Annotated in this window: 17 protein-coding genes; 8 read left to right on the top strand and 9 right to left on the bottom strand. The window is 70.6% G+C overall.

Features of this window, described 5'->3' with window-relative positions; genetic code table 11:
- Nucleotides 1-3: 3 nt before the first annotated feature.
- A complete protein-coding gene (locus IG98_RS0115895; RefSeq protein ID WP_037970491.1) occupies nt 4-846 on the bottom strand; it encodes a helix-turn-helix domain-containing protein in 843 nt (280 codons plus the stop codon).
- A gap of 441 nt (nt 847-1,287) precedes the next feature.
- Here IG98_RS0115895 and IG98_RS0115890 point away from each other — a divergent pair, with 441 nt between their 5' ends.
- Nucleotides 1,288-1,476, top strand: coding sequence for a hypothetical protein (locus IG98_RS0115890; RefSeq protein ID WP_030912235.1), 189 nt, complete (start codon nt 1,288-1,290; stop codon nt 1,474-1,476).
- 227 nt (nt 1,477-1,703) lie between these two features.
- Nucleotides 1,704-1,931: a hypothetical protein gene (locus IG98_RS0115885; RefSeq protein WP_030912232.1), complete on the top strand. Its 228-nt coding sequence runs from the start codon at nt 1,704-1,706 to the stop codon at nt 1,929-1,931.
- Nucleotides 1,932-2,064: 133 nt separating this feature from the next.
- Here the strand turns inward: IG98_RS0115885 and IG98_RS0115880 are convergent, their stop codons facing one another.
- From IG98_RS0115880 to IG98_RS0115870, 3 genes are all read right to left on the bottom strand, one after another.
- Nucleotides 2,065-2,865 carry a class I SAM-dependent methyltransferase gene (locus IG98_RS0115880; RefSeq protein ID WP_030912229.1) on the bottom strand — a complete coding sequence of 267 codons (801 nt, stop codon included), beginning with the start codon at nt 2,863-2,865 and terminating at the stop codon, nt 2,065-2,067.
- A 151-nt stretch (nt 2,866-3,016) separates the two neighbouring features.
- Entirely contained in the window at nt 3,017-4,729 is a 1,713-nt protein-coding gene (locus IG98_RS0115875) for a family 43 glycosylhydrolase (protein ID WP_211263992.1), read from the bottom strand.
- A 128-nt stretch (nt 4,730-4,857) separates the two neighbouring features.
- A complete protein-coding gene (locus tag IG98_RS0115870) occupies nt 4,858-6,315 on the bottom strand; it encodes a family 43 glycosylhydrolase (RefSeq protein WP_211263991.1) in 1,458 nt (485 codons plus the stop codon).
- Between the two features lie 323 nt (nt 6,316-6,638).
- On the opposite strand from IG98_RS0115870, the gene IG98_RS54295 reads away from it, so the two are divergent.
- Nucleotides 6,639-8,000, top strand: coding sequence for a S8 family serine peptidase (locus tag IG98_RS54295; protein WP_051752164.1), 1,362 nt, complete (start codon nt 6,639-6,641; stop codon nt 7,998-8,000).
- A gap of 228 nt (nt 8,001-8,228) precedes the next feature.
- On the opposite strand, the gene IG98_RS0115855 is transcribed toward IG98_RS54295, so the two are convergent.
- Genes IG98_RS0115855 through IG98_RS54285 form a run of 4 tightly spaced genes read right to left on the bottom strand, consistent with a single transcriptional unit; the run spans nt 8,229 to nt 10,007 of the window.
- A complete protein-coding gene (locus tag IG98_RS0115855) occupies nt 8,229-8,567 on the bottom strand; it encodes a hypothetical protein (protein ID WP_030912221.1) in 339 nt (112 codons plus the stop codon).
- Nucleotides 8,564-9,277, bottom strand: coding sequence for a thiocyanate hydrolase subunit gamma (gene scnC / locus IG98_RS0115850; RefSeq protein ID WP_051752162.1), 714 nt, complete (start codon nt 9,275-9,277; stop codon nt 8,564-8,566). Before scnC ends, IG98_RS0115855 begins: the two co-directional genes overlap by 4 nt.
- Nucleotides 9,274-9,585, bottom strand: a complete 312-nt coding sequence (locus IG98_RS54290) for an SH3-like domain-containing protein (protein ID WP_030912215.1) — start codon at nt 9,583-9,585, stop codon at nt 9,274-9,276. The genes scnC and IG98_RS54290 overlap by 4 nt, the downstream gene beginning before the upstream one ends.
- Complete coding sequence (locus tag IG98_RS54285) at nt 9,582-10,007, bottom strand: SH3-like domain-containing protein (RefSeq protein WP_030912212.1); 426 nt, start codon at nt 10,005-10,007, stop codon at nt 9,582-9,584. The genes IG98_RS54290 and IG98_RS54285 overlap by 4 nt, the downstream gene beginning before the upstream one ends.
- A 424-nt stretch (nt 10,008-10,431) precedes the next feature.
- Here IG98_RS54285 and IG98_RS0115835 point away from each other — a divergent pair, with 424 nt between their 5' ends.
- Entirely contained in the window at nt 10,432-10,839 is a 408-nt protein-coding gene (locus tag IG98_RS0115835; RefSeq protein ID WP_037970403.1) for a hypothetical protein, read from the top strand.
- 107 nt (nt 10,840-10,946) lie between these two features.
- A complete protein-coding gene (locus IG98_RS0115830; RefSeq protein WP_037970484.1) occupies nt 10,947-11,258 on the top strand; it encodes a hypothetical protein in 312 nt (103 codons plus the stop codon).
- Between the two features lie 27 nt (nt 11,259-11,285).
- Here the strand turns inward: IG98_RS0115830 and IG98_RS0115825 are convergent, their stop codons facing one another.
- On the bottom strand, nt 11,286-11,951 hold the full coding sequence (locus IG98_RS0115825; protein ID WP_169750123.1) for a YoaK family protein: 666 nt from the start codon (nt 11,949-11,951) through the stop codon (nt 11,286-11,288).
- A 399-nt stretch (nt 11,952-12,350) separates the two neighbouring features.
- On the opposite strand from IG98_RS0115825, the gene IG98_RS0115820 reads away from it, so the two are divergent.
- From IG98_RS0115820 to IG98_RS0115810, 3 genes are read left to right on the top strand one after another with little or no spacing between them, the layout of a single operon-like run.
- Nucleotides 12,351-13,820 carry an AMP-binding protein gene (locus tag IG98_RS0115820; protein ID WP_169750122.1) on the top strand — a complete coding sequence of 490 codons (1,470 nt, stop codon included), beginning with the start codon at nt 12,351-12,353 and terminating at the stop codon, nt 13,818-13,820.
- A 21-nt stretch (nt 13,821-13,841) separates the two neighbouring features.
- Nucleotides 13,842-14,108 carry an acyl carrier protein gene (locus IG98_RS0115815; protein WP_030912197.1) on the top strand — a complete coding sequence of 89 codons (267 nt, stop codon included), beginning with the start codon at nt 13,842-13,844 and terminating at the stop codon, nt 14,106-14,108.
- Nucleotides 14,105-20,455, top strand: a complete 6,351-nt coding sequence (locus IG98_RS0115810) for a non-ribosomal peptide synthetase (RefSeq protein ID WP_030912194.1) — start codon at nt 14,105-14,107, stop codon at nt 20,453-20,455. The genes IG98_RS0115815 and IG98_RS0115810 overlap by 4 nt, the downstream gene beginning before the upstream one ends.
- The last annotated feature ends 47 nt before the right edge of the window (nt 20,456-20,502 follow it).

Raw genomic sequence — 20,502 nt, 5'->3', positions numbered from 1 at the left:
CCGTCATCTGGACGCACCCCCGTGGTCCGGTGGCCTGTCGCGGGCTGATGACCCCTGCGCGGTCAGGCCTTCGGCGCGTAGCCACTCGGTCGGTGTGCACCCGGCCATGGCCCGCCATTCCCGGGTGAGGTGCGCCTGGTCGGCGAATCCCGACGCCGCGGCCACTGCCGCAAGGCTGACCGTCCCGGCGCGGGCGGCGGCCATGAGCCCGCCTCGTGCGGCCTCGAACCGAAGGAGCCGCTGGTACTCCTTCGGCGTCACCCCCAACTCGGTGCGAACCGTACCGCTCAGATGACGCCGGGAGCACCCGAGAAGCCGAGCCGCCTCCTGCACCCGGGCGGTCTCGGACAGTGCCGCCAGCGTGGCCCGCAGTTCTTGGCCGCCGGTCTTTCCCTCGTGCCGGGCCCGTCCAGCGATCAGGGCGCCTTCGACGAGGGCTCGGCGTTGTGGCCAGGACCGGCAGGCCGCCAGCTGCTCCGGCAGGTACGCCATCGCCGGGGCCACGTCGGCGAGATCGGCGACGTGCCCGGCCAGCGCCGACGCCGGGATCCCCAGCAGCGCGCCGGCACCCAGCGGGCTGAGTGTCAACCACACGCCGCGCGTGCCGCCCTCCTGCCTCAGCTCGGCTGCGCCCAGGTGAAGCCCTGCGACGACGGCCCGGAACCGTTTCCGCGAGCCGGGCCGCCCGAGCCACGCGATCTCCAACGAGTCCGCCTCCGGGATCGTGATCGACATCGTGGACGAGGGCAGCCCCCGATGAACGCCGACCGAGCCCGGGCCGAGTTCGTAGGCGCTCAGTGTCGCCACGAACGGCGCCAGAGCCGCGGACCTCTGATGAACAGGCACGATGGTCACCCCTTCACCGTACGGCGGCCCGGCGACGCGACCGATCCACTTCCATGCAGAGCTCCCGCACGTCCGCCCGGCCGCTCTTCTGGATCACCACACCGGCCGTACGCAAAAAGTTGGGCCTCCAGGTCTTCCGGCCGGTGGGACGAGATGGGCGGCTAACGGCACCGTCGGCCGGACCACCCGCACCCTCCGAGGTCGGACCGGTTTCTCCCCGAGGAGATGGCACAAATAGGAACACATGTTTGATACATAGAGGAAGCCGCTTCCCTTTGCGACTCAGGCCGGACAGCTGTGGGAGTGTCCCGAACTCCAACCGTTGTCCGGATGCCGCCCAGAGTTGAACCGACTCTCTCCAGGTAGTCATATGAGTGCGCACAGCAACGGAGAGACGGTCCGCAGCAGGCGGGCCGCCCTCGCCCAAAGGAGAAGACCGCGATGAACCGCACCACGATCGCCGCTGGGCTGATCACTCTCGGCGCCGTCCTGGCCGCGCCCGCGCTAGCCACTGGTCCGGCCCACGCGACGGCCTCCCCCTCCGACCCGTGGGACGGACTCGGGATCGGGATCGGGAACGGAACCGGGACCGGGATGCTCCTCGACTACGGCAACATCGGCATCCTCTAGGAGTAACCGCACAGGTCTGGAAATGCCGACGGCCTCGTTCCCCTCCAGAACGAGGCCGTTCCTCCCCGGCCGACCCGAAGGGCCCGCAGCGGGGAGACTCGGCCCCCGCCGTCCGCTCCGACCACGAAGGCCCAGGGGCCGGATTCCCGACCGACTCTTGATCATTTTGGGGGAGCCTGCCGCCCCTCTGTCGCGAGCGTTCTCACCGGCGGCACATACTGGAGAGGATGAAGCCAGCCAACGGCGCACCCCGCCGTCACCTGCCCACCAGTCCCTTCAAACCCCCGCCCCCGGCTCCGCCCGCCGAGCGGTTCAGCGTGAACGACCGGGTGACCCATGATCGATATGGTCTTGGCATCGTCACCGGTGTAGAGGACGAGGTCGCCGTGGTCGTCGATTTCGGATCCCGGCAGGAACGAGTCACGACACCGTTCAAGAAGCTGTACAAACTCTGAGCCCCCTGCGCCACGGGGAAAGACACAGCCCGCGGGTCCGCCGAGTACGTCGTCGGTGGTGACGGCGGGAGGGCAGGTGTGGCCCTCGGCCCACCACCCCCCCACCCTCGCCGCGCCTTTCAGCACGCGCCTTTCAGCACGTACGACGATGCGCGACTCGCAACTCGGTCAGATAGCGCTTGCTGATCCGGCCACCGTGACGCTCGTCGATCAGGGACCCGATACAGCTCAGGAGATCAGCCCGCGCTCCGCTCTCCAGCGCTCGATGACCGGAGTAGGTGCGCAGCACGTCCAGATACCGCGCGGTCGAGTAGGACAGCTCCCACTCGTAGCGCCGGAAGACGGCCGGCCCGAACCGTGCCGACCGGTCCAGCTCCGCGCTGTCAGCGGGGATCTCCGCCGAGGCGCGCAGGCGCAGTCCCGGCGGGGTCGACGGGTCGAAGCGCTCGTAACAGTCCTGCGCCTCACGGAAGAAGTCCTCGCTGCCACCGGCGACATGATGCGTGCTGATCGTGGCCAGCGCACCCCCGACGCGCAGCGCGTCGGCCGCTTTCTCCACCCGCACCGCCGGGTCGATCCAGTGAAACGCCGTCGCCGAGACCACGACGTCGAACGGCTGTCGCGGCAGCGGCCAATCCTCGAATGCCGAGTTCTCAACGGTGACCAGCGGGAAACGCGCCAGATTGCGGCGGGCGACGGCGGCCATCGCCGCACCGAGTTCCACCGCGATGATCTGACAGCCCCGCTCTGCCAATGGCACGGTGGCCTGCCCCGTGCCGCAGCCGATCTCCAACACCCGGCATCCCGCACGGACCCCGGCCAGATCGGCCAGATCATCGAACAGCTCGGGCGGATAGCCCGGCCGAGCCCGGTCGTACAGTTCGGCGTCCTCGGTGAAGGTCTCGCGCAACCTTTCCCGATCACTCTTGGCCATGCTCGAAGGCTAACCCGTACTCCCGCGGATCAGCAGAGCAGGCGGTACGACCGAGTGGAGAGGTGGTTCTGAGACGGTTCGTACCGCGTAACCGCAGGCGGAGTTCCTTGCCTGGCTGCTCGGCCGCGCGCACCCGCCGAGCCTGGACCGGTCAGGTGGCCCGGAGGTGGAACCGCTGGCAGATGTTGTTCAGCCACGACCACTGCGCGATGTCGGTGCCGTCGGCGAGTCCGCAGTTGGCGAGGTCGAGTGCCTTGCCGCTGTGCCGTGCCACGAACCTGACCGAGCCGTCGGCGAGCGCCTCAAGGCGCCACTGGGCGTTGGTGCCGGAGCAGGTCCCCTGCGCCACATCGGCGCCGTCGGCGGTGGAGGCCGCGTTCACGACCAGGCAGCTGCCGCCGCTGTGGACGGGGTGGATCCGCTGGTAGCCGTTGTCGGTGTGGGTGAAGGTCCACTTCTGGCAGGCGGTACCCAGCCAGGGCCACTGCCGGACGTTCGCGTCGTTGCCGGTCGAGCAGTCGGCGACGTCGAGCACCTTGCCGCTCTGCGCGCTGACGACGGCGGCCGTGCCGACCGGCTGCAGCCGCCACTGCTGGCAGGTGTTGTCCAGCCAGGCCCACTGCCGGACATCGGCGCCGTCCGCGGTGCCGCAGTCGGCGAGATCGAGCACCTTGTTGCTCTGCTTGTTGACCAGGCGGTGGTAGCCGTCGGCGGTGGAGTCCAGCACCCACTGGGCGGCGGAGCCGGTGCAGGAGTGCTGGGCGACGTTGGCGCCGTCGGCGCCGGATCCACCGGTGGTCGCCAGGCACAGGCCGCTGTTGCGGTTGACGAGCGTGTACGCGGCGCCCTTCACCGCCACGGTGAACGGGCCGCGCTCGCCGGAGGGCACCGGCAGGTCGACGGTGGTGGCGGCGGGTGTGCCGAAGTTGGGGGTGCCGTCCGCGTTCCAGGTGAACTTCTGCGCCCTGGTGGAGCGGGTGTTCCCGCATCCCTGGCTGGTGGAGGCGTTGCCGTGGTAGACGATCCAGTTCTCGGAGCCGTCCGGGGACGTGAAGAAGCCGTTGTGCCCCGGGCCGTACACGCCGTTGCCGCGCTGGAAGACCGGGTTGGCGGACTTGGTCCATGACGAGGCGCTGAGCGGGTCACCGCCGGTCAGCGTCAGCATGCCGAGCTTGTAGTCCGGGGTGTTGCAGGAGCTGGCCGAGTACACGATGAAGGTCTTCCCGCCCCGCTGCAGCACCTCCGGGCCCTCGTTGACCCGACCGCCCACGGTCTCCCAGCCGTAGGTGGGCCGGGAGATGAGCACCTTGGAGCCGGTGATGGTCCAGGGGTTGGTCATCCGCGCGACCCACATGCTCTGGTCCGCTCCCTGCCACTCCGACCAGAGCAGGTACAGCTGGCCGTTCAGCTGGAGGTAGGAGCCGTCGATGTTCCAGGTGCCCGGCATCGGCGAGCCCTTGGGGCTGTACGGCCCCAGCGGGTCGTCGCCGGCGCTCTCCAGCACACTGAGGTGCTGGTGGTCGAGGGTGCCGCTCTGTCCGGAGGTGTACATCAGGTACCAGCGGGTTCCGCTGGGACCGTTGAGCCGGTGGAACTCGAACGCCCAGAAGTTGCAGCAGGCGCCGGCGGAGGTGTCCGACCAGACGTACTGCGGGGCGGCGGTGCGCAGGCCCGCCAGGGTCGGTGACTTGCGCATCACCAGCTGGGAGTTCCAGGTGGTGCTGGCCAGGTAGTAGTTGCCCTCGTGGTACTGCAGCCACGGATCGGCGCCGTCGGCCAGCAATGGATTGCGGAATGTGGTCTCCCCCACCGCCTGGGCGGGCGCCGTGAGGGTGGCTATGCAGCTGAGACTAAGGAGAAGCACGCAGATTGCGCCAATGATGCCCTTTTTTCGTGGCATGGGGGCTCCTGGAAACGCTTCGGAATGGGTGTGGCGCGAGCGTCGGGCCGCCCGCGTCGAGCATGGGCGGCCCGGAGAGCCAGGCCGGCGGGTCACTCCAGGGTGAAGGTGGCGCCGGTACGGAAGGTCGCCGAGCCGTCGTCGCGCTCCACCCACATCTGGAGGTCACGATGGCGCAGGTAGTAGCCGGGGAAGTTGACGGACTCCAGCGACACGGCCGAACCGTCGGCCAGGCCGGCGCGGCGGGTGAAGGTGGCGTCGGCACGGAAGGTCGCCGAGCCGTCGTCGCGCTCCACCCACGCCTGGAAGTTACGGTGCCGCAGGTAGTAGCCGGGGAAGTTGACGGACTCCAGCGACACCGTCGCCCCACCGCCCAGCCCGGAGACGATCCGGAACTGGGAGTCGGCCAGCGGCGAGACGTTGGCGTCGAGGCGGGCCCGGAACTCCCAGTGCCGGACGAAACGATCGGGCTGGCCGTGGGACCTCAGCCGCACCGGTGTGACCCCGTCGGGAACCGGGATGCCGAAGTCGGGGGTGCCGTCCGCGGTCCAGTACACCTTCTGGAGCCTGGTACGCCGGTTGGGATCATTGAGCGGGTCGCCGGAGATGTCCCGGTAGTTACGGTCGTGATAGACGAGGATGTCGCTCTGCCCGTCCTCGGAGACGGTGAAGGAGTTGTGCCCCGGCCCGTACTGGCCGGTCGTGGCGTTGGTGGCGAACACCGGGTTCTGGCTCTTGGTCCAGGAGGAGGCGTTGAGCAGGTCGGCCGAGGCCGAGGCGGTCAGCATGCCGAGGCAGTAGTTGGCGTCGGTGGCGCTGGCGGAGTAGGTGAGGAAGATCCGGCCGTTACGCTGGATCACCGTCGGTCCTTCGGCGACCTTGTATCCGCGCGTCTCCCAGGCCAGCGTCGGCACGGTCAGCCGCGTCGTCGACCCGGTGATGGTCCACGGGTTGGCACCCATCCGGGCGATGTACAGGTTCGAGTTGGTGGCGATGCCGGGTTCCTGCTGTGCCCAGGTCAGGTACCGGACACCGCCCGCGACGAACGTCGAGGCGTCCAGCGCGAAGGTGTCCCAGGGGGTGGCGATCCGGCCGCGTTCGGTCCAGGTGCCGGTCAGCGGGTTGGCGGCGCCGCTCTCCAGGACGTACATCCGGATCCGCCAGATGTCGTCGGCGCGGCCGGCGGCGAAGTAGACGTACCACTTGCCGTTGATGAAGTGGATCTCCGGCGCCCAGATGTGGGCTCCCATCTCACCGCTTGCGTGCCTGCGCCAGATGACCGTCTCCGGCGCGGTGGACAGGCCCTGCAGTGTGGTGGCCCGGCGCAGCACGATGCGGTCGTACTCGGGCACGGTGGCGGTGAAGTAGTAGTAGCCGTCGGTGTGCCGGAAGATGTGGGGGTCGGCTCGTTGCGTGGCCAGGGGGTTGGTGTACTGGACGGCCGGTGTGGCGTGGGCCGCGGAGGCTGTCAGCAGGGCGGCGATCAGGCTCAGCACGACCATGGCGGTCAGCGCCGCCGACCGCGACGGGCGACGCGGGAGCCTGTTCATCGGCTTTCCGCCTGCCGGATCGTCACGACGTCGACCGCCGCGCGGGGGGTGATGCGCAGCATGCTCGTATCTCCCAATGAATGTTAGCGCTAACAAGAAACAGGTGACGGGCCGCGAAAGTCACGAGGGAATTTCGCGGAGGTTTCCGCCCAAAGCGTTAACGCAAACATTGCTGACGTCAAGAGCTGGCGTCAATTCCCCGCTGCACTTCGCAGGGTGGTGCGGATCCGGGCCGCTACGGGCCTCGGTTGCCAGGCCATGATCAAGTGCGGCAGGCTGAGAAACATCCCGAGCCGCAGAGCTCCCGAGCCGGGGGAAACCACATGTACCTGTCGAACACCTCACGACGGCTGGTTCGAGCCGGCGTGGCCGTGGCGATGAGCGTCCTTTCCTTCGTCGTCGTACCCGGCGTGCTCGCCACCGCCGCGCGGGCCGACACCGTTCGCGGGCTGGCCTGGCACCTGGACACACTGCGGGTCGAGCGGGCGCACCGGTTGTCCAGAGGCGGCGGGACGGTGGTGGCCGTCATCGGCAGCGGCGTCGACGCCGACCACCCCGACCTCAAGGGGCGCGTTCTCCGGGGACGCTCCTACGACAAGGCCGCGGCGGCCGACGGCCGGGAGGACGGCAGCGATCACGGCCACGACACCGGTGTCGCCGGGCTCATCGTGGGTCCCGGCGGCAGCGACACGCGCCTGCTCGGCATCGCGCCCGATGCCAGGATCCTGCCCGTCAACCTCGGCAGGTCACCCACTTCCGACACCCTCGACCGAGCCATCCGGTGGGCCGCCGACAACGGCGCGAATGTGATCAACGTTTCGGTGTCCCTGAACCACTGCTCTCAGGAGGAGTACGAGGCGGTCCGCTACGCGCTCCGCAAGGACGTCGTGGTCGTCGCGCCCGCTGGTGACCGCGAATACGGTGTCGGTGTCGAGTGCCCCGCCTCGGTCCCCGGCGTGATCGCCGTCGCCGGCACGACCAGGACCGGAGGCGCCTGGTCCGATTCCATAACCGGCCGCGAACTGGCGCTCGCGGCTCCCGCCGTGAAGATCATTCATCCCGCGCCCCGGCGGCTGTCGGACAACGGCTACCTGGTCAGTGCGACCACGGGTAACGCGGCGGCGATCGTGTCGGGGGTGGCCGCCCTGGTGCGGGCGAAGTACCCCGACCTCGACGCGAACAACGTGGTCAACCGGCTGATCCGCACCGCGAGGGACCGCGACGACAAGGGACGTGACATATTCTCCGGTTACGGTGTCGTCGATCCGGTACGGGCACTGACCGCCAGGACGCGGCAGGTCGACGCCAACCCACTCGGTACGCCACCGGCCTCTCCCACCCCGACCCCCCGGCCCGCACGGAGCCGGGCCGACGACGGGCCCGCGATCGAGATCACCGTCACCGACCCCGTCGGCGCCGCCATCCAGGCGGCCGTCATGGTGCTGGTCCTGGTCCTCGTCATCGTCCTGGTGATCCGCAATCGCCGCTCGCGGCAGGCGGGCGCGGCCGGGCCGTCGCTCCCACCGTACGGGATGCCGCCCCAGCCGGGGCCGCACCATCCCCACCAGGGGTACCGGCGACCACCGCCCTACGCACCACCTTCCGGACGACCGGCCCCACCGCCGATGGGCCCGCCCCAGTGGCAAGGCCGGCCACCGCCTCCTCCGCCACCACCGCGCAGGTGAGAGGGGCCGGCGAGGCCCGCGCGTGGGTCACTTCTCAGGCCCGACCTCCCGACCGGCGGTACTCCTCGGGGTGACCCGGCGTCGCCGTGGCTGACACCGGCCATGCCGTTCCGGCCGGATGTGGCGGTCGTCAGGAAACTCGGCAGACCGCGGCCGGGAACTCTGCGGAAAGACCTGCCGTACCCGGTCACGGCAGGACCCGCGCGGCGCCCTGATCCGGTCGGAAGGTCACTCCTCGGCGAAACGGTCGCGCACCACTTCGATCCTCTTCCGGAGCTCCTCCTCGGTGAAGACCTTCTGGTCCATGAGCAGGTGGGTGACCACCAGCGTGGAGCGCGTCTGCACCGGGAACCTGGCGTAGACGGACTCCCCCAGCCTGTCCTCGGCGAGCCGGCGCTCCAGGTTGTCCAGCACGCCATGCGAGGACAGGGCCTCGCAGGTCGCCTGCATCCTCGACTCCCACACGGCGGGCTCGTGCTCCAGACACCCCATACCGGCGTCCGTGCGCTCACCGATGTCCGACAGGGTGTCCATCAGGACGTCATATGTCGTCGGCGCCGCGCTCATCTCCGCCTTCCCCCACTGACCAGGGTCTCCGTCTTGGTGTCCGACTTGCGGTTCGGCGCGGGCAGTGCGACACCGATCATGGTGTCCCGGGTGACGATCTCGGCGAGCTGCTTCTCACTCCACCCCTCGGTGCCCTCGGGGCGCATGGGCATCACCATGAAGCGGGACTTCTGGTTGGAGTCGTGCACGCGGAGCTCGACGTCCTCCGGCAGGTGCAGGCCGAACTCGGCGAGCACCTCGCGGGGGCGCCTGACCATCCTGCGGCGGTAGTTCGGGGTCCGGTACCAGTCCGGCGACATGCCGAGAACGGGCCGGGGGTAGCAGGAACAGAGCGTGCAGACGATCACATTGTGCAGCTTCGGGGTGTTCTCCAGCACATAGAAGAAGGTGTAGTCGCTGGGTGTCCCGCTGCCCGTCGGCTGGAGCCAGTCGATCCCCACCTCAAGACACGCCTTGGTGCCGTCGGCGAGCAGGCGCTGCTTGAACTCCGGGTCGACCCAGGCCTTGGCGACCAGTTTCGACCCGCCGTGCGGGCCGATGCCGTCGGCCCACTCGGCGAACTTGCGGTGGTCCTCGGCGGAGAAGAGCCCCTTCTCGATCGCCAGCTCCCGGACGGCGAGTTCCAGGATCTCGAACTCGCTGACCTTCGTGGCTATCTGGAACTCGCCAGGCGCTTCGCCATGACCGTGACCGTCGTGCCGTGTGCTCATCGCTTTCCCTTGCTAGTCGCCGGCTCCAGCCAGCTCTCCGAGAATTCCGTCTCCAGCGTGTCGATGTGGTGGCCCGTGTAGTCCGGCCACAGATCGTCCTGCTTGAACCTGACGATGTAGAAGGGCTCTTTCCGCCCGTTGCCCGCCGGGTCGAACGCCTCGTCCTCCGGAATGACCCATTCGGGGCGGTATTCCGTGACAACACCGCTCTGGCCCCGGGTGAACTTCTGGGTGCGGTGGTGGAACAGCGTCGTCTTGTCCACGACGGAGACCCGATCACCGATGTTGAACTTCCGCTTGGCCGTCACTTCTTCTTCGCCTCCAACCGTTCGCGGATCTCGTCGATCTTGGCGCTCAGCTCGTCGACGGTGATGAGCTTCTCGTCGACCAGCGCCTTGGCCGCACCCGTGATCCAGCGGGCGTAGTAGGGCAGCCCGAAGTACTCGGTCGCACCGAGATCGTTCTCGCGCCTGCGCCGCATCTCCGAGTTCCACGCACCGCGCCAGGCCAGGCACTCGGAGGTGAGGTAGGCGTTCATCTCCCAGTCCTCCTCCTCCTTCAGGAAGTAGGGCTGAGGAGTGTCCGGCTGACCACCAACGTCATGGAGCACCGACCGCAGCGCGGCGTAGAGCTCGTTGGGGATCGTGTACGGCGAGTCGAGAACGTCGCGCTCTTCCGGTGAAAGGTTCCTGACCTTGGTCAGGAGCTTGTCGTACTGCATCGTGGCCATTGTTGGCTCCGTTCCATTGAGAGAACGTCGCTGGTCGATCTACCCTGACAGTTTGTCGCAAATGCCGTAGCACGGAGTAAATAAACGCAAATAATTTTTGACCCCAGAAACATCTCAGAAGACCTTAACAAGACTTTCCCGTGTTATGGGGAAACGGCCCCTGAACAGGACTATATGGCGCCGATCAGCCCCTCGGGCTGCATGCCAGGTGTTTCCACAGCAAAGGCCGACAGCTCACGGTGTGACAAATTCCAGCAAGATAGACAATCGACTGGTTCCTTAGAGTGGTTTTCGTGTGCTGGATCGGGGGTTCAGTGGTGATTAGCAGGAAATTTCCAGATATGACGGGCATATGTGGGCCGGAGGGCGACCGCACGTCGTCCGGGCACGGCGGAGGAGCGCGAGTCCGAAGGGAAGGTGTCCGATGAGCGGTGCCGTCCTCACCTCCGCGCGGCAGCAGGGCTGCCTGATCACCGTGTGCCGGGGCTGCTGCTGCGGCACGCTGAGAAAGCACCCGGACGTCGACCACCAGGAGCACCTGAACCTGCTCCGCGGGCGACCGACACGGCCCTTGCGGGTCCGCGTCGTCACCGACTGCCTGGGGCCCTGCCTGCAGTCGAACGTCATCGTCGTCACCCCCTCCCCCAAGGGCAGGAGGGCGGGTGGCCGTCCGGTCTGGCTGGGCCTCGTGCTGGACACCGAGGTCATCGAGGACATCGTCGCCTGGGTCGACGCCGGCGGCCCCGGCATCGCCGACCTGCCGGCCGTTCTCGGCCTGCACACGTTCAAGCGGTCGCGGCGGGCACACCGGAGTTCGGCAGAATCGAAATAAACCACGCACGGCGAAAAGTTTTTATGGCGATTACCGGCAGAAGGCGTGGGGAGAAAGGACGACGGAGCGCCTTTCCGCACCGTGTGAACATGATTAAGGAGAAGGCCGTGGCGGAATTTGAGAAAAGACTGGCATGTGTCATCGCGGCCGACGGATCGGTGGTCCGGGGCTACCTGATCGGCGACTGCCGTTTCGAGAAGCCGAACAAGTACACGGTCACCTGGAAGGTGCCGCTCCAGGGAGAGGCGAAGACGAACTTCGCCGGTACGATCGGCAGCGCCAAGGACGAGCCCGTCTCGCCAGGCCTGATCACCGTCGGCCTGGGACGGCAGCCGGACCAGATGGAGGTGCACACCTTCGATCCCGACGGATCCCCCGCCGCGCGCTCCTTCCACCTGGTCTGCTTCCGCGACCAGTGAGACACGGCCGGCGCGACCGGTAACGGGTCAGCGGGCACGCGCCGGTGAGGTGCGCCAGGTGTAGAGGGCGGTTATCAGGGCCATCAGGACGGTCAGCACCACCAGTGTGGCGTTGAACCCGAAGTGCCGCAGCAGCAGGACGCCCACCCAGGCTCCGAGGACCAGCGCGACGATCTCCCCCGCGCGCCGGCGGGCCCGCGTGCGCTTTCCGGTGCCGAGCACCGAATCGGCCGCCAGGTTGGTCAACGTGCCGGTCACCACGGTGGTGCTGATGTCGGGGATCTTGAGACGGCGCACGACGGTGTTCCGTCCGCCCATGGCGAGTCCCAGGGCGACGATCAGCGGGTAGCGGCCGGCCTGGGTGGTGGGCAGCAGGAACGAGCCCACCATGGTGGCGGCGAACAGGCCGGTCTCTATGGTCATGGCGAGGAGCAGCCTGCGGCGGACGTTCGCCACCCGGTCGGTGAGCCGCCCGGCCAGCCCGGCCCCGAGGAAGAAGCCCACCACGGCGATGGCCGTCGCGACGAGCGGGAACTTGGACGGGTCACCCGCGGCGAAGCCGAGGATGAGCAGGTTCCCCGTCATGTTCGCCATGAACACCTGGCCGATGCCCACGTAGCTGATCGCGTCCACGAGTCCGCTGATGACGGTCAGACCGGCCAGTGACGCGTCGGACGGCCGGTCGTCCTTCACCTCCGGCATCGTGACCGGGGGAATCCGTGAGCGCCGGCGCCCCCTGTCACGGCGCTCCCCCGCTGCCGGGCGTGAACTCCCCTGGACGGCATAGTCGAACCTCTCGTTGCCCGGTACCCGCGTCGGCTGCCTCTGAGCGGACACTCTCCACCAGAGGTGAAGGGAGAAGGCTGTACCAAAACCCGGGAGCGTCGGATTTTGGCCAGCATTTTCGGATGACCGTGAACAGCGCTATCCGGCTGTATGGATTTTTTTCATGAAATCTTTAATACTGGCGGCGAGAGGAGCCTGTGCGATTAGCCGGTCGGATCCATCACGGCCAGAGATCAAAAAATCATGGGGGAAGAATTGTCCTCCCATTCGTCCCTTTGTGAAAGGTACGGCGCCGACTGTCAGCGCGTGACGCGGGGAGGGTGGCGCGCTCTGCCGGACCTGGTGGAGGAGGCCGCCGCGCGGGCGCCGGAGACGACAGCGATCATCGGCGAGCACGAGACCACCTACGGCGAGCTGGCACGGGGCGTGCGTGCGGTGGCCGGTCGGCTGGCCGCCGCCGGAGTCGTACCCGGTGACGTGGTCGGGCTCGCGTCGGGCCGATCCGAGCGCGCGCCGGTGCTCGCGCTGGGCATCATGCGAGCGGGCGCGATCTATCTGCCGCTCGACCCCCTCTACCCCGCCCCGCTGCTGGCCCACATGACCGAGGCCGCCCCGGTGCGGACGATGATCGTCGACAGGGCCGCCGGCGGGCTGCCGGCCGAAGGGCACCCCGGTCTGGACGCCGCCCCACTGCTGGCGTCCCCCTCCGCCCCAGGCCGCCTTCCCGGGCCCGCGCCGTGCGCGGCGGCCTACGTCATGTTCACCTCCGGATCCACCGGCCTGCCCAAGGGCGTGCTGCTCGGTCACGCGGGACTGGCCGAGTACGCGCGCGCGTTGCCGGCCCACCTCTCCCTGAGCGGCGAGGACCGCTGTCTCGGCGTGGCGCCGCTGGGTTTCTCCTCCTCGATCAGGGAACTACTGCTCCCCCTCGCGCGCGGGGCCTGCGTCGTCGTGCCGAGCGAGGAGGAGGTCCGTACCCCATGGGGGGTGGCGGACCTGGTGCGCGAGCACCGGGTGACCCATCTGGACCTCACGCCGTCGTACTGGCGTGCCGTCCTCGACGCGATGCCCGCCGGCGAGCTCGGCGACGCGCTGGCGTCGGTCCGCGGCCTGCTGTTCGCCAGCGAGCCCCTCGACGTCACGCTCGCCCACCGGAGCAGGCGGCTGCTGCCACGGGCCAGGCTGTGGAACACCTACGGCTGTACCGAGACCACCGGGATCATCGCCGCCCACGAGGTCACCGGCACCGAGTCGGCCGGCTCCCTGGTGCCGATCGGCACGCCCCTCGGCCATGTGGCGTTCCGGACCCGGCCTGGCGACGGCGAGCTCGTCGTCTCCGGCGACGCCGTCGCCCTGGGCTACCTCTCCGGCGGGCCCCCGTCCGACGGCGGCTGTGCCCGGCGGCAGTGGGAGACGGGCGACCGGGTCACGACCGTCGACGGCACCATGGTGTGGACCGGCCGCACCGACCGCATGCTCAAGGTACGGGGGATGCGGGTGGATCCGGAGACCGTCGAGCACCACCTGCGCGCCTACCCCGGAATAGCACAGGCGGCGGTCGTCGGTGCGGGTGAGCGGGGAGTGGCGTGCGTGGTGGCCCGCACGTCCGTGTCCGCCCCGCTGGACTCCCGCGCGCTCACCGCGTGGCTGCGCGAGCGGCTGCCCGGCCACATGGTGCCCACGGTGATCACGGACATCCCCGCCTGGCCCGTGCTGCCCAACGGCAAGACAGACCATCGGCTGCTGATCGCCCGGCATCGGCCCGACCCCGGATAGTCCCCATCAGTGAGGAGCGAGATGTCGCACACGTACGACACCGCACATGATCCCCGCACCCTGGTACGCGATCTGTGGCTGAGCCTCCTGCCTGACGGGCACAGCGGCACGTTCACCGACGGTGGCGGTGACTCGCTGAGCGCGCTGCGACTCATCGGCGCGGTGTACGCGGCCTGCGGCGTCCGGATGACCTGGGACGACCTCAGCACGGCCACGGACGTGGGCGACTTCGCCGCGCGCGTCCTCGACGCCGTCTCCGCCTCCGTCTCCGGGGAGGACGGGCGTTGAACGAACCCCTCACCCCGGAGGAGGCGACCCTCTGGCGCCACCAGCGGCGCCACCCGCTCAGTGCGATCTACAACATCTGCGTGGCCCTGGAGATCCAGGGCTCCGTCGCCGTCCCCTCGCTGCGAACCGCCGTCGCCGCCCTCGCCGACCGGCACCGGCTGCTGCGCTCGGCGGTCCGTGATGACGACGGGCGGCTGGAGTGGGAGGACGTGACCTCGGAGGGGCTCCGGGTGATCCGGGCAGACGCCGCGAGCCCGCACGCCTGGACGCAGGAGGCCGCCGAGGTCCGTCAGGAGGCCCGGCGGCCGTTCTTTCCCGGCGAGGCCCTGCACCGGGCGGTGTACTGGGACCTCGGCCCGGCGGGCGGTGTCCTGCAGCTCACCTTCCATCACTGCGTGTGCGACGGGCTGAGCGTGCGGCTGGCGGTCGAGGAGATCATCCGCGGCTACCAGGGCCTGGCGGCGGCCGAGCGGCCGGTGCTGCCGTACCGGCCGCTGGTGACGCCGGAGGAGGCCGCGCGTTTCTGGACGCCCCGGCTGGCCCTGGCCGGGGCCGGCTCGCCGCTCGGCACCGGCGAGCCCGCGGCGAGCGGCGAAGGCGTGCTCCTGCGGCGGGTCTGCGCCGTGGACCTGCGGCAGGTGGCCGTGCCACGGGCGAGGGACCTCGGCGTCAGCATGTTCGCCCTGACGATGAGCGGGGTGGCCGCGGCGCTGTCACGGTGGGACGGCGACTCGCGCGCGGTGGCCGTGGGAGTTCCGTTCAGCCACCGCACCCCCGCCGAGGACGCCCAGATCGGCTACCGGGTCAGGACGCTTCCCGCCCGGCTGGAGATCGAGCCGGAGGACACCCTGAGGTCGCTGGCGGCTCGCGTGGGCCGCGAGCTCCAGGACGCGGCCATGCACGCCGACTGGGGCATTCGGGCCGGGGACGGCGCGGGGGTGGGCGGCGAGTCGGTGGTCGTCGTCAACCTGCTGCAACCGGCCGGGATGGTCGGCCATCATCGACCGCCGCCCATCGAGGCCGGGGGCCTGCGCTGGAGGCCCAGGCTCCTGCACAACGGCACCGCCAAGTTCGCGATGAACGTCTACGTCGCCGCCCGCGACGGCCGGCTGGCCCTGACCTTCGAGTGCCGGGCCCCGGGCGGGCGGCGCACCGAGCTGGAGTGGTTCGCCGACCTCGCCGCGGCCACCGTCACCGACGTCTTCACCCTGCCCGCCGACCGGCCGGTCGCCCTGGCCGGCCGGGGCGCGCCAACGGCCCCGCCCGCCCGGACCCCGCCCGCCCAGACCCCGGCGGCGGCGTCCTTGCGGTGGGCGGGCGGTGGGCTGCGCGCCGTCGCGGAACGACATCCCGACGCCCCCGCCGTGGTGGAGGACCGCCCACGGGGCGCCCGCCGGGTCACCTACCGGGAACTCGCCGAGGCGAGCGAGCGGATGGCGGCGCGGCTGAGCTCCGCCGGGATCGACGCCGGCCAGGTCGTGGCCGTACGCCTGCCACGGGGCGCGCCACTGATCGCCGTGGTGCACGGCGTGCTGGACGCCGGTGGCGTCCTGCTGCCGCTCGACCCCGAGCTGCCGCCGGCCCGCGCGCGGTACATGCTCTCCGACAGCCGGGCCCGCCTCCTCGTCGAGGAGGGCTCGACCACCGAGCCCGGTGACCTCGCCGTGCTCGGGCAGCCGCTACGCGTCTCGGTGGCCGATCCGGCCGCGGGACCCTTCTCACCGACCCGGTCGAAAGACGCTCCCCGGGCCGCGTACGTGATGTACACCTCGGGGTCGACGGGCCGCCCCAAGGGGGTCGTGGTCGGCCACGACGGGCTCGCCAACCGGCTGGCCTGGATGCAACGCGCCTTCCCGCTCGGGCCGGGCCACGTCGTCCTGGCCAAGACCCCGCTGAGCTTCGACGTGTGCCTGTGGGAGCTGCTCTGGCCGCCGGCGACCGGCGCGACGGTCGTCACCGCGGCGCACGGCCGCCACGGCGACGCGGGTTACCTGTGCGACGCCGTCGAGCGTTACGGCGTCACCACGGCGCACTTCGTGCCGGCCATGCTGGGCACCTTCCTCGACGTCGCCGGCCATCGGCCGCTGCCCAGCCTGCGGCAGGTCTTCACCAGCGGTGAACGGCTGTCGCGGGCGCTGGCGGAGCGGACTCACACCCGGCTCGGCGTGCGGGTGCACAACCTGTACGGCCCCACGGAGGCCTCCATCGACGTCACGCGGTGGACCTTCGACCCCGTCGACCGGCGGCCTTTCGTGCCCATCGGCCGTCCAATCGACAACCTCGGCGTGCGACTCCAGGATCGTGCGGGGCGCGAGGTGCCACTCGGGGCCGTCGGCGAGATCGTCGTGGAGGGTGTGGGCGTCGGCCTGGGCTACCTCGGTGACGCCGCCGGAGACGGAGGCCGGTTCGGCGTCCGTGCCGACACCGGGGATCGCTTCTACCGCACCGGCGACCTGGCCCGATGGCGAGCCGACGGGGTGCTGGAATTCCTCGGCCGCCTCGACGACCAGGTGAAGATCAACGGCCGGCGGGTGGAGCTGGAGGAGATCGACGCGGTCCTCGGAGAGCATCCGGGCGTCATGGCCGCAGGAGTGCTCCACCGCGAGAACGTGACGGGGCCGGCCCGCCTCCAGGCGTTCCTGGTACCGCACGACGACGGCACGGCCGACGCGATGACGGCGGAGGACCTGCGCGCCCACGCGGCGGAGCGGCTGCCGCGCGTCATGGTGCCGACCCTGTTCACCGTGGTGGACCGGCTGCCGTACGCCGCCAGTGGCAAGCTCGCCCGTGCCGCACTCGGCGAGCTGACCGGCCGGGACCTGCCCTGGCCCGGCCCCGGTGTGGGGGCGGCCGGACCCGCCAAGCCGGGTGAGCCGGGTGAGCCGCCGGAGCGGGTGGCGGCACACGCGGCGGTGTGCGAGCTGCTCGGGCAGGCGGAGATCCCCGCCGACGTCGACCTGTTCTACCTGGGGGTCGACTCCATCAACGCGGTGCGGCTGGTGGCGCTGCTGCGCCGTTCCGGCTTCGCCGTCGAGGTGGCCGACATCTACGAGGCGCGTACGCTGCGCGCGCTCGCGGACCGGCTCAAACCCGGCCGCGAGGACCGCCCCGGCGAGGAAGAGGCCCCGGGGCCCGTACCGGACGAGCTCCGGCGCGGGCGCCGCGTCCAACGGCGGTTCCCGCTGTCCCACCTCCAGACGGGGCTGGTCTACCACCGGCAGGTGAGCGACGACTACCTGACGTACGTGACCTCGTACGAGCTGGACGGCACCGTGGACGCCGACCTCCTCCGTACCGCCATCGCCGGCGCGGCCCTTCGCCACGAGGCGGTCCGCACCGCCTTCGACCTCACGGCCGACGCGGGACCCGAGCAGGTCGTGCTCGACCAGGTCGAGACCGGCCTGATCGAGCACGACCTGCTCGGCGAGGCCGAGCCGGATGCGGCGTTGACGCGCTGGCGGGACGAGGTGCGCGGGCGGCCGTTCGCGTGGGACGCCCCCCCGCTGTTCGCCTTCCACCTGCACCGGCTGGCTCCCGGCCGGGCGGTGTTCTCCATCGTGGAGCCCTTCCTGGACGGCTGGAGCGTCGCGGTGCTGGGACGCGACATCCTGGACGGCTACGAACGCGCCAGGTCGGCCCGTGACGGCCACCCCCTGCCGCCCACCGTGCGCGAACCGGTCCCGTCGATCCCCTCCTACGCCTCCTTCGTGGCCGCGGAACGCGCCGCCGCCAGGGACGAGGCCGCGCTGTCGCACTGGCGTGCCGTGGTCGACAGCCCGGACGTGTCCTGGCGGCTTGCCGTGGGTGCGGGTGAGCCGGGCACCTCCGCCACCTGGCACCGGCACGACCACGTGTTCGGCGAGGAGGAGCTGCGGGCGCTGCGCGCGGCGGCCGATGCCGCACGGGTGTCGCTGCGCACCCTCGTCTGGGCGGTGCACATGCGCACCGTCGCGCTGTTCACCGGCCGGCGCCGCAGCGGATCCACGCTGATGGTGAACGGCAGGCCGGAACTGGCCGGCGCCGAGGCCATGTGCGGGCTGTTCCTGAACATGCTGCCGGTGACCGTCGACCTCGGCGAGGACACCACCTGGCGTGAGCTGGTCGACCGGCTCGTGGCCGCCGAACAGCACTCCTGGCGCCACCGGCGCACCCCGTACGCGGTGCTGCGCTCCCTGGCACCGGGCTTCGAGCCCTCGACGGTTTTCAACTACACCGAGTTCCGTCCCTACCGCGATCTGATCGAGGACACCGGCCGGTCACTGCGCGTCCGGAGCGTCACCGCCCTGGACCAGACGTACATGGACCTCACCGTGCAGTGCTCCCTGGACGCCGCCGGACGCCGGCTCCGGCTGTCCGTGGAGCACCGCGCGCCCGCCGTCACCGTGGCCGACGCGCGCCGCTTCCTCGCCTGCCTGGTCCACGCGGCCCGTACCGCGGCGCGGGACCTGGACTCCCCCGTGCACGCCGACCCGCTGCCCGCCGGGGAGCTGGCGCGCCTGGCCGAGGTCGGCCACGGCCCGGCGCGTACCTGGCCCGCCGAGCTGTCACTGGCGCGCGTCGTCGACGACCACGCGGCCATCCGCCCCCGGGCCGTGGCGGTGGAGGACGACGTCGAGTCGTTCGGCTACGCCGAGCTGGCCGCGCTGAGCCGCCACTACGCGCGCGGCGTCCACCGGCTGAGCTCGGCCCGGCACCCGGTCGTCGGCGTCCTGGCGCCACGCTCGGCCCGCTCATGGGCCGCCGTGCTGGCGATCTGGCGTGCCGGAGGCACCTACGTGCCGCTCTCGGCCCGGCTGCCCGCCGAGCGGATGGCGCGGATCGTCGAGCAGGCCGGTGTCGAGATGGTGTTCACCGACCCCCGCCACCGGGAGGTGGCCTCGGCGCTGCCCAGAGGCGTACCCCTGCTCCCCCTGGAGGGCCTGCCGTCCGGGGAGGTGCCGGCACAGCCGCCGCGGGCCTCCGCCGAGTGCGCCTACCTGCTGTTCACCTCGGGCTCCACCGGCCGGCCGAAGGGTGCGCGGATCGGCACCGTCGCGATGGTGAACCACTGGTGGAGCAAGGTCGAGCTGCTCGGCCTGGACGAGAACTGCGTGGTCGCCCAGTCGGCGCCGGCCTCCTTCGACGTGTCGGTGTGGCAGTTCGCGGTGCCGTGGCTGCGTGGCGGGCGGGTCGTGGTGATGGACGACGACCTGCTCCTGGAACCCGGCCGCCTGTTCGGCGCGCTCGACGAGCGCGGCATCCGGGTGTACGAGACGACCCCCAGCCACCTGGCCACCCTGCTCGACGCGGCGGAGGCGGCCGGCCTGAGCTGGCCACGGCCGGGCAGCGGCCTGGAGTGCATGATGGTGAACGGCGAGGCCGCCGGCGCCGACCTCTGCCGGCGCTGGCTGCGCGCGGGCGGCGCTCCCCTGGTGAACGCCTACGGGCCGACCGAATGCGCCGACGACATCACCCACATGGTGATCGACGATCCCGGCATCACCGGGAACGTGCCGATCGGCCGCCCCATCCCGAACATCGTCTGCGAGGTCACCGATGAGAGCGGCCACCCGGTGCCGCTCGGCGTCGAGGGCGAGCTCCGGGTGCGGGGGGCCTGCCTGGGTCTTGGCTATCTCGACGCCGATGACGAGCCTCGACGGTTCCTCCGGGCGGACACGGCGCCGCACCCGGTGGTCGCCTACCGGACCGGGGACCGCGTCCGTTTCACCGAGCGGGGCACCCTGCTCTGGCTGGGACGCGACGACGGGCAGGTCAAGGTACGCGGGCGGCGGATCGAGCTGGGCGACGTCGAGACACATCTGCGCGCTCATCCCGAGGTGCGGGACGCGGCGGCGACCGTCGTGCGGAGCGGCGGCGGACGGCTGCGGGCCGTCGTCGTGGCGCGCTCCGATCCGCCGAGGGCGGACCGCCGCGCGCTGCTGGACCACCTGGCCGCGCGCGTCCCGTCCTGGATGCTGCCCGACGAGATCGTCTTCGCCCCGGCGCTGCCGTCCACGGCGCACGGAAAACTCGACCGTCGTCTGCTGGCCGAGGCGCGGTACGCCCCGGCGGCCTCCGCCGCACACGACGCGGTCGCTTCCGTGGCGGTCGCTCCCTCCGAACTCGACGCGGTGGTGGCCCAGGAATGGCAGCGGATCACCGGCAGGTCGCCGGACCCGGACAGCGACTTCTACGCGGAGGGAGGATCCTCGCTGGACAGCGTGCGCCTGACGTCCCGCGTCGGGGCCCGCCTCGGCCGCGCGTTGAGCGTGACCGACCTGCTGCGCGCCCCGCGGTACCACGATCTCATCGCGCACCTGCGTGAACCCGACGAAGCAGACCCGGCCGGATCAGACCCGGCGGGATAGGCCGCCGGTCGAACCCGGCACCGCGACCGCCGTGTCCGAGGTCGTGG

It is taken from the genome of Streptosporangium amethystogenes (assembly GCF_000721075.1).
GTDB lineage: Bacteria > Actinomycetota > Actinomycetes > Streptosporangiales > Streptosporangiaceae > Streptosporangium > Streptosporangium amethystogenes.
Note: the sequence above shows the minus strand (reverse complement) of the source record. Positions and strands in the feature narration are given on the sequence as shown.

Coding starts and splice junctions, on each gene's coding strand:
- IG98_RS0115890 (WP_030912235.1), top strand. CDS start 1,288: ATGAACCGCACCACGATCGCCGCTGGGCTGATCACTCTCGGCGCCGTC.
- IG98_RS0115885 (WP_030912232.1), top strand. CDS start 1,704: ATGAAGCCAGCCAACGGCGCACCCCGCCGTCACCTGCCCACCAGTCCC.
- IG98_RS0115880 (WP_030912229.1), bottom strand. CDS start 2,865: ATGGCCAAGAGTGATCGGGAAAGGTTGCGCGAGACCTTCACCGAGGAC.
- IG98_RS0115870 (WP_211263991.1), bottom strand. CDS start 6,315: ATGAACAGGCTCCCGCGTCGCCCGTCGCGGTCGGCGGCGCTGACCGCC.
- IG98_RS54295 (WP_051752164.1), top strand. CDS start 6,639: ATGTACCTGTCGAACACCTCACGACGGCTGGTTCGAGCCGGCGTGGCC.
- IG98_RS0115855 (WP_030912221.1), bottom strand. CDS start 8,567: ATGAGCGCGGCGCCGACGACATATGACGTCCTGATGGACACCCTGTCG.
- scnC (WP_051752162.1), bottom strand. CDS start 9,277: ATGAGCACACGGCACGACGGTCACGGTCATGGCGAAGCGCCTGGCGAG.
- IG98_RS54285 (WP_030912212.1), bottom strand. CDS start 10,007: ATGGCCACGATGCAGTACGACAAGCTCCTGACCAAGGTCAGGAACCTT.
- IG98_RS0115835 (WP_037970403.1), top strand. CDS start 10,432: ATGAGCGGTGCCGTCCTCACCTCCGCGCGGCAGCAGGGCTGCCTGATC.
- IG98_RS0115815 (WP_030912197.1), top strand. CDS start 13,842: ATGTCGCACACGTACGACACCGCACATGATCCCCGCACCCTGGTACGC.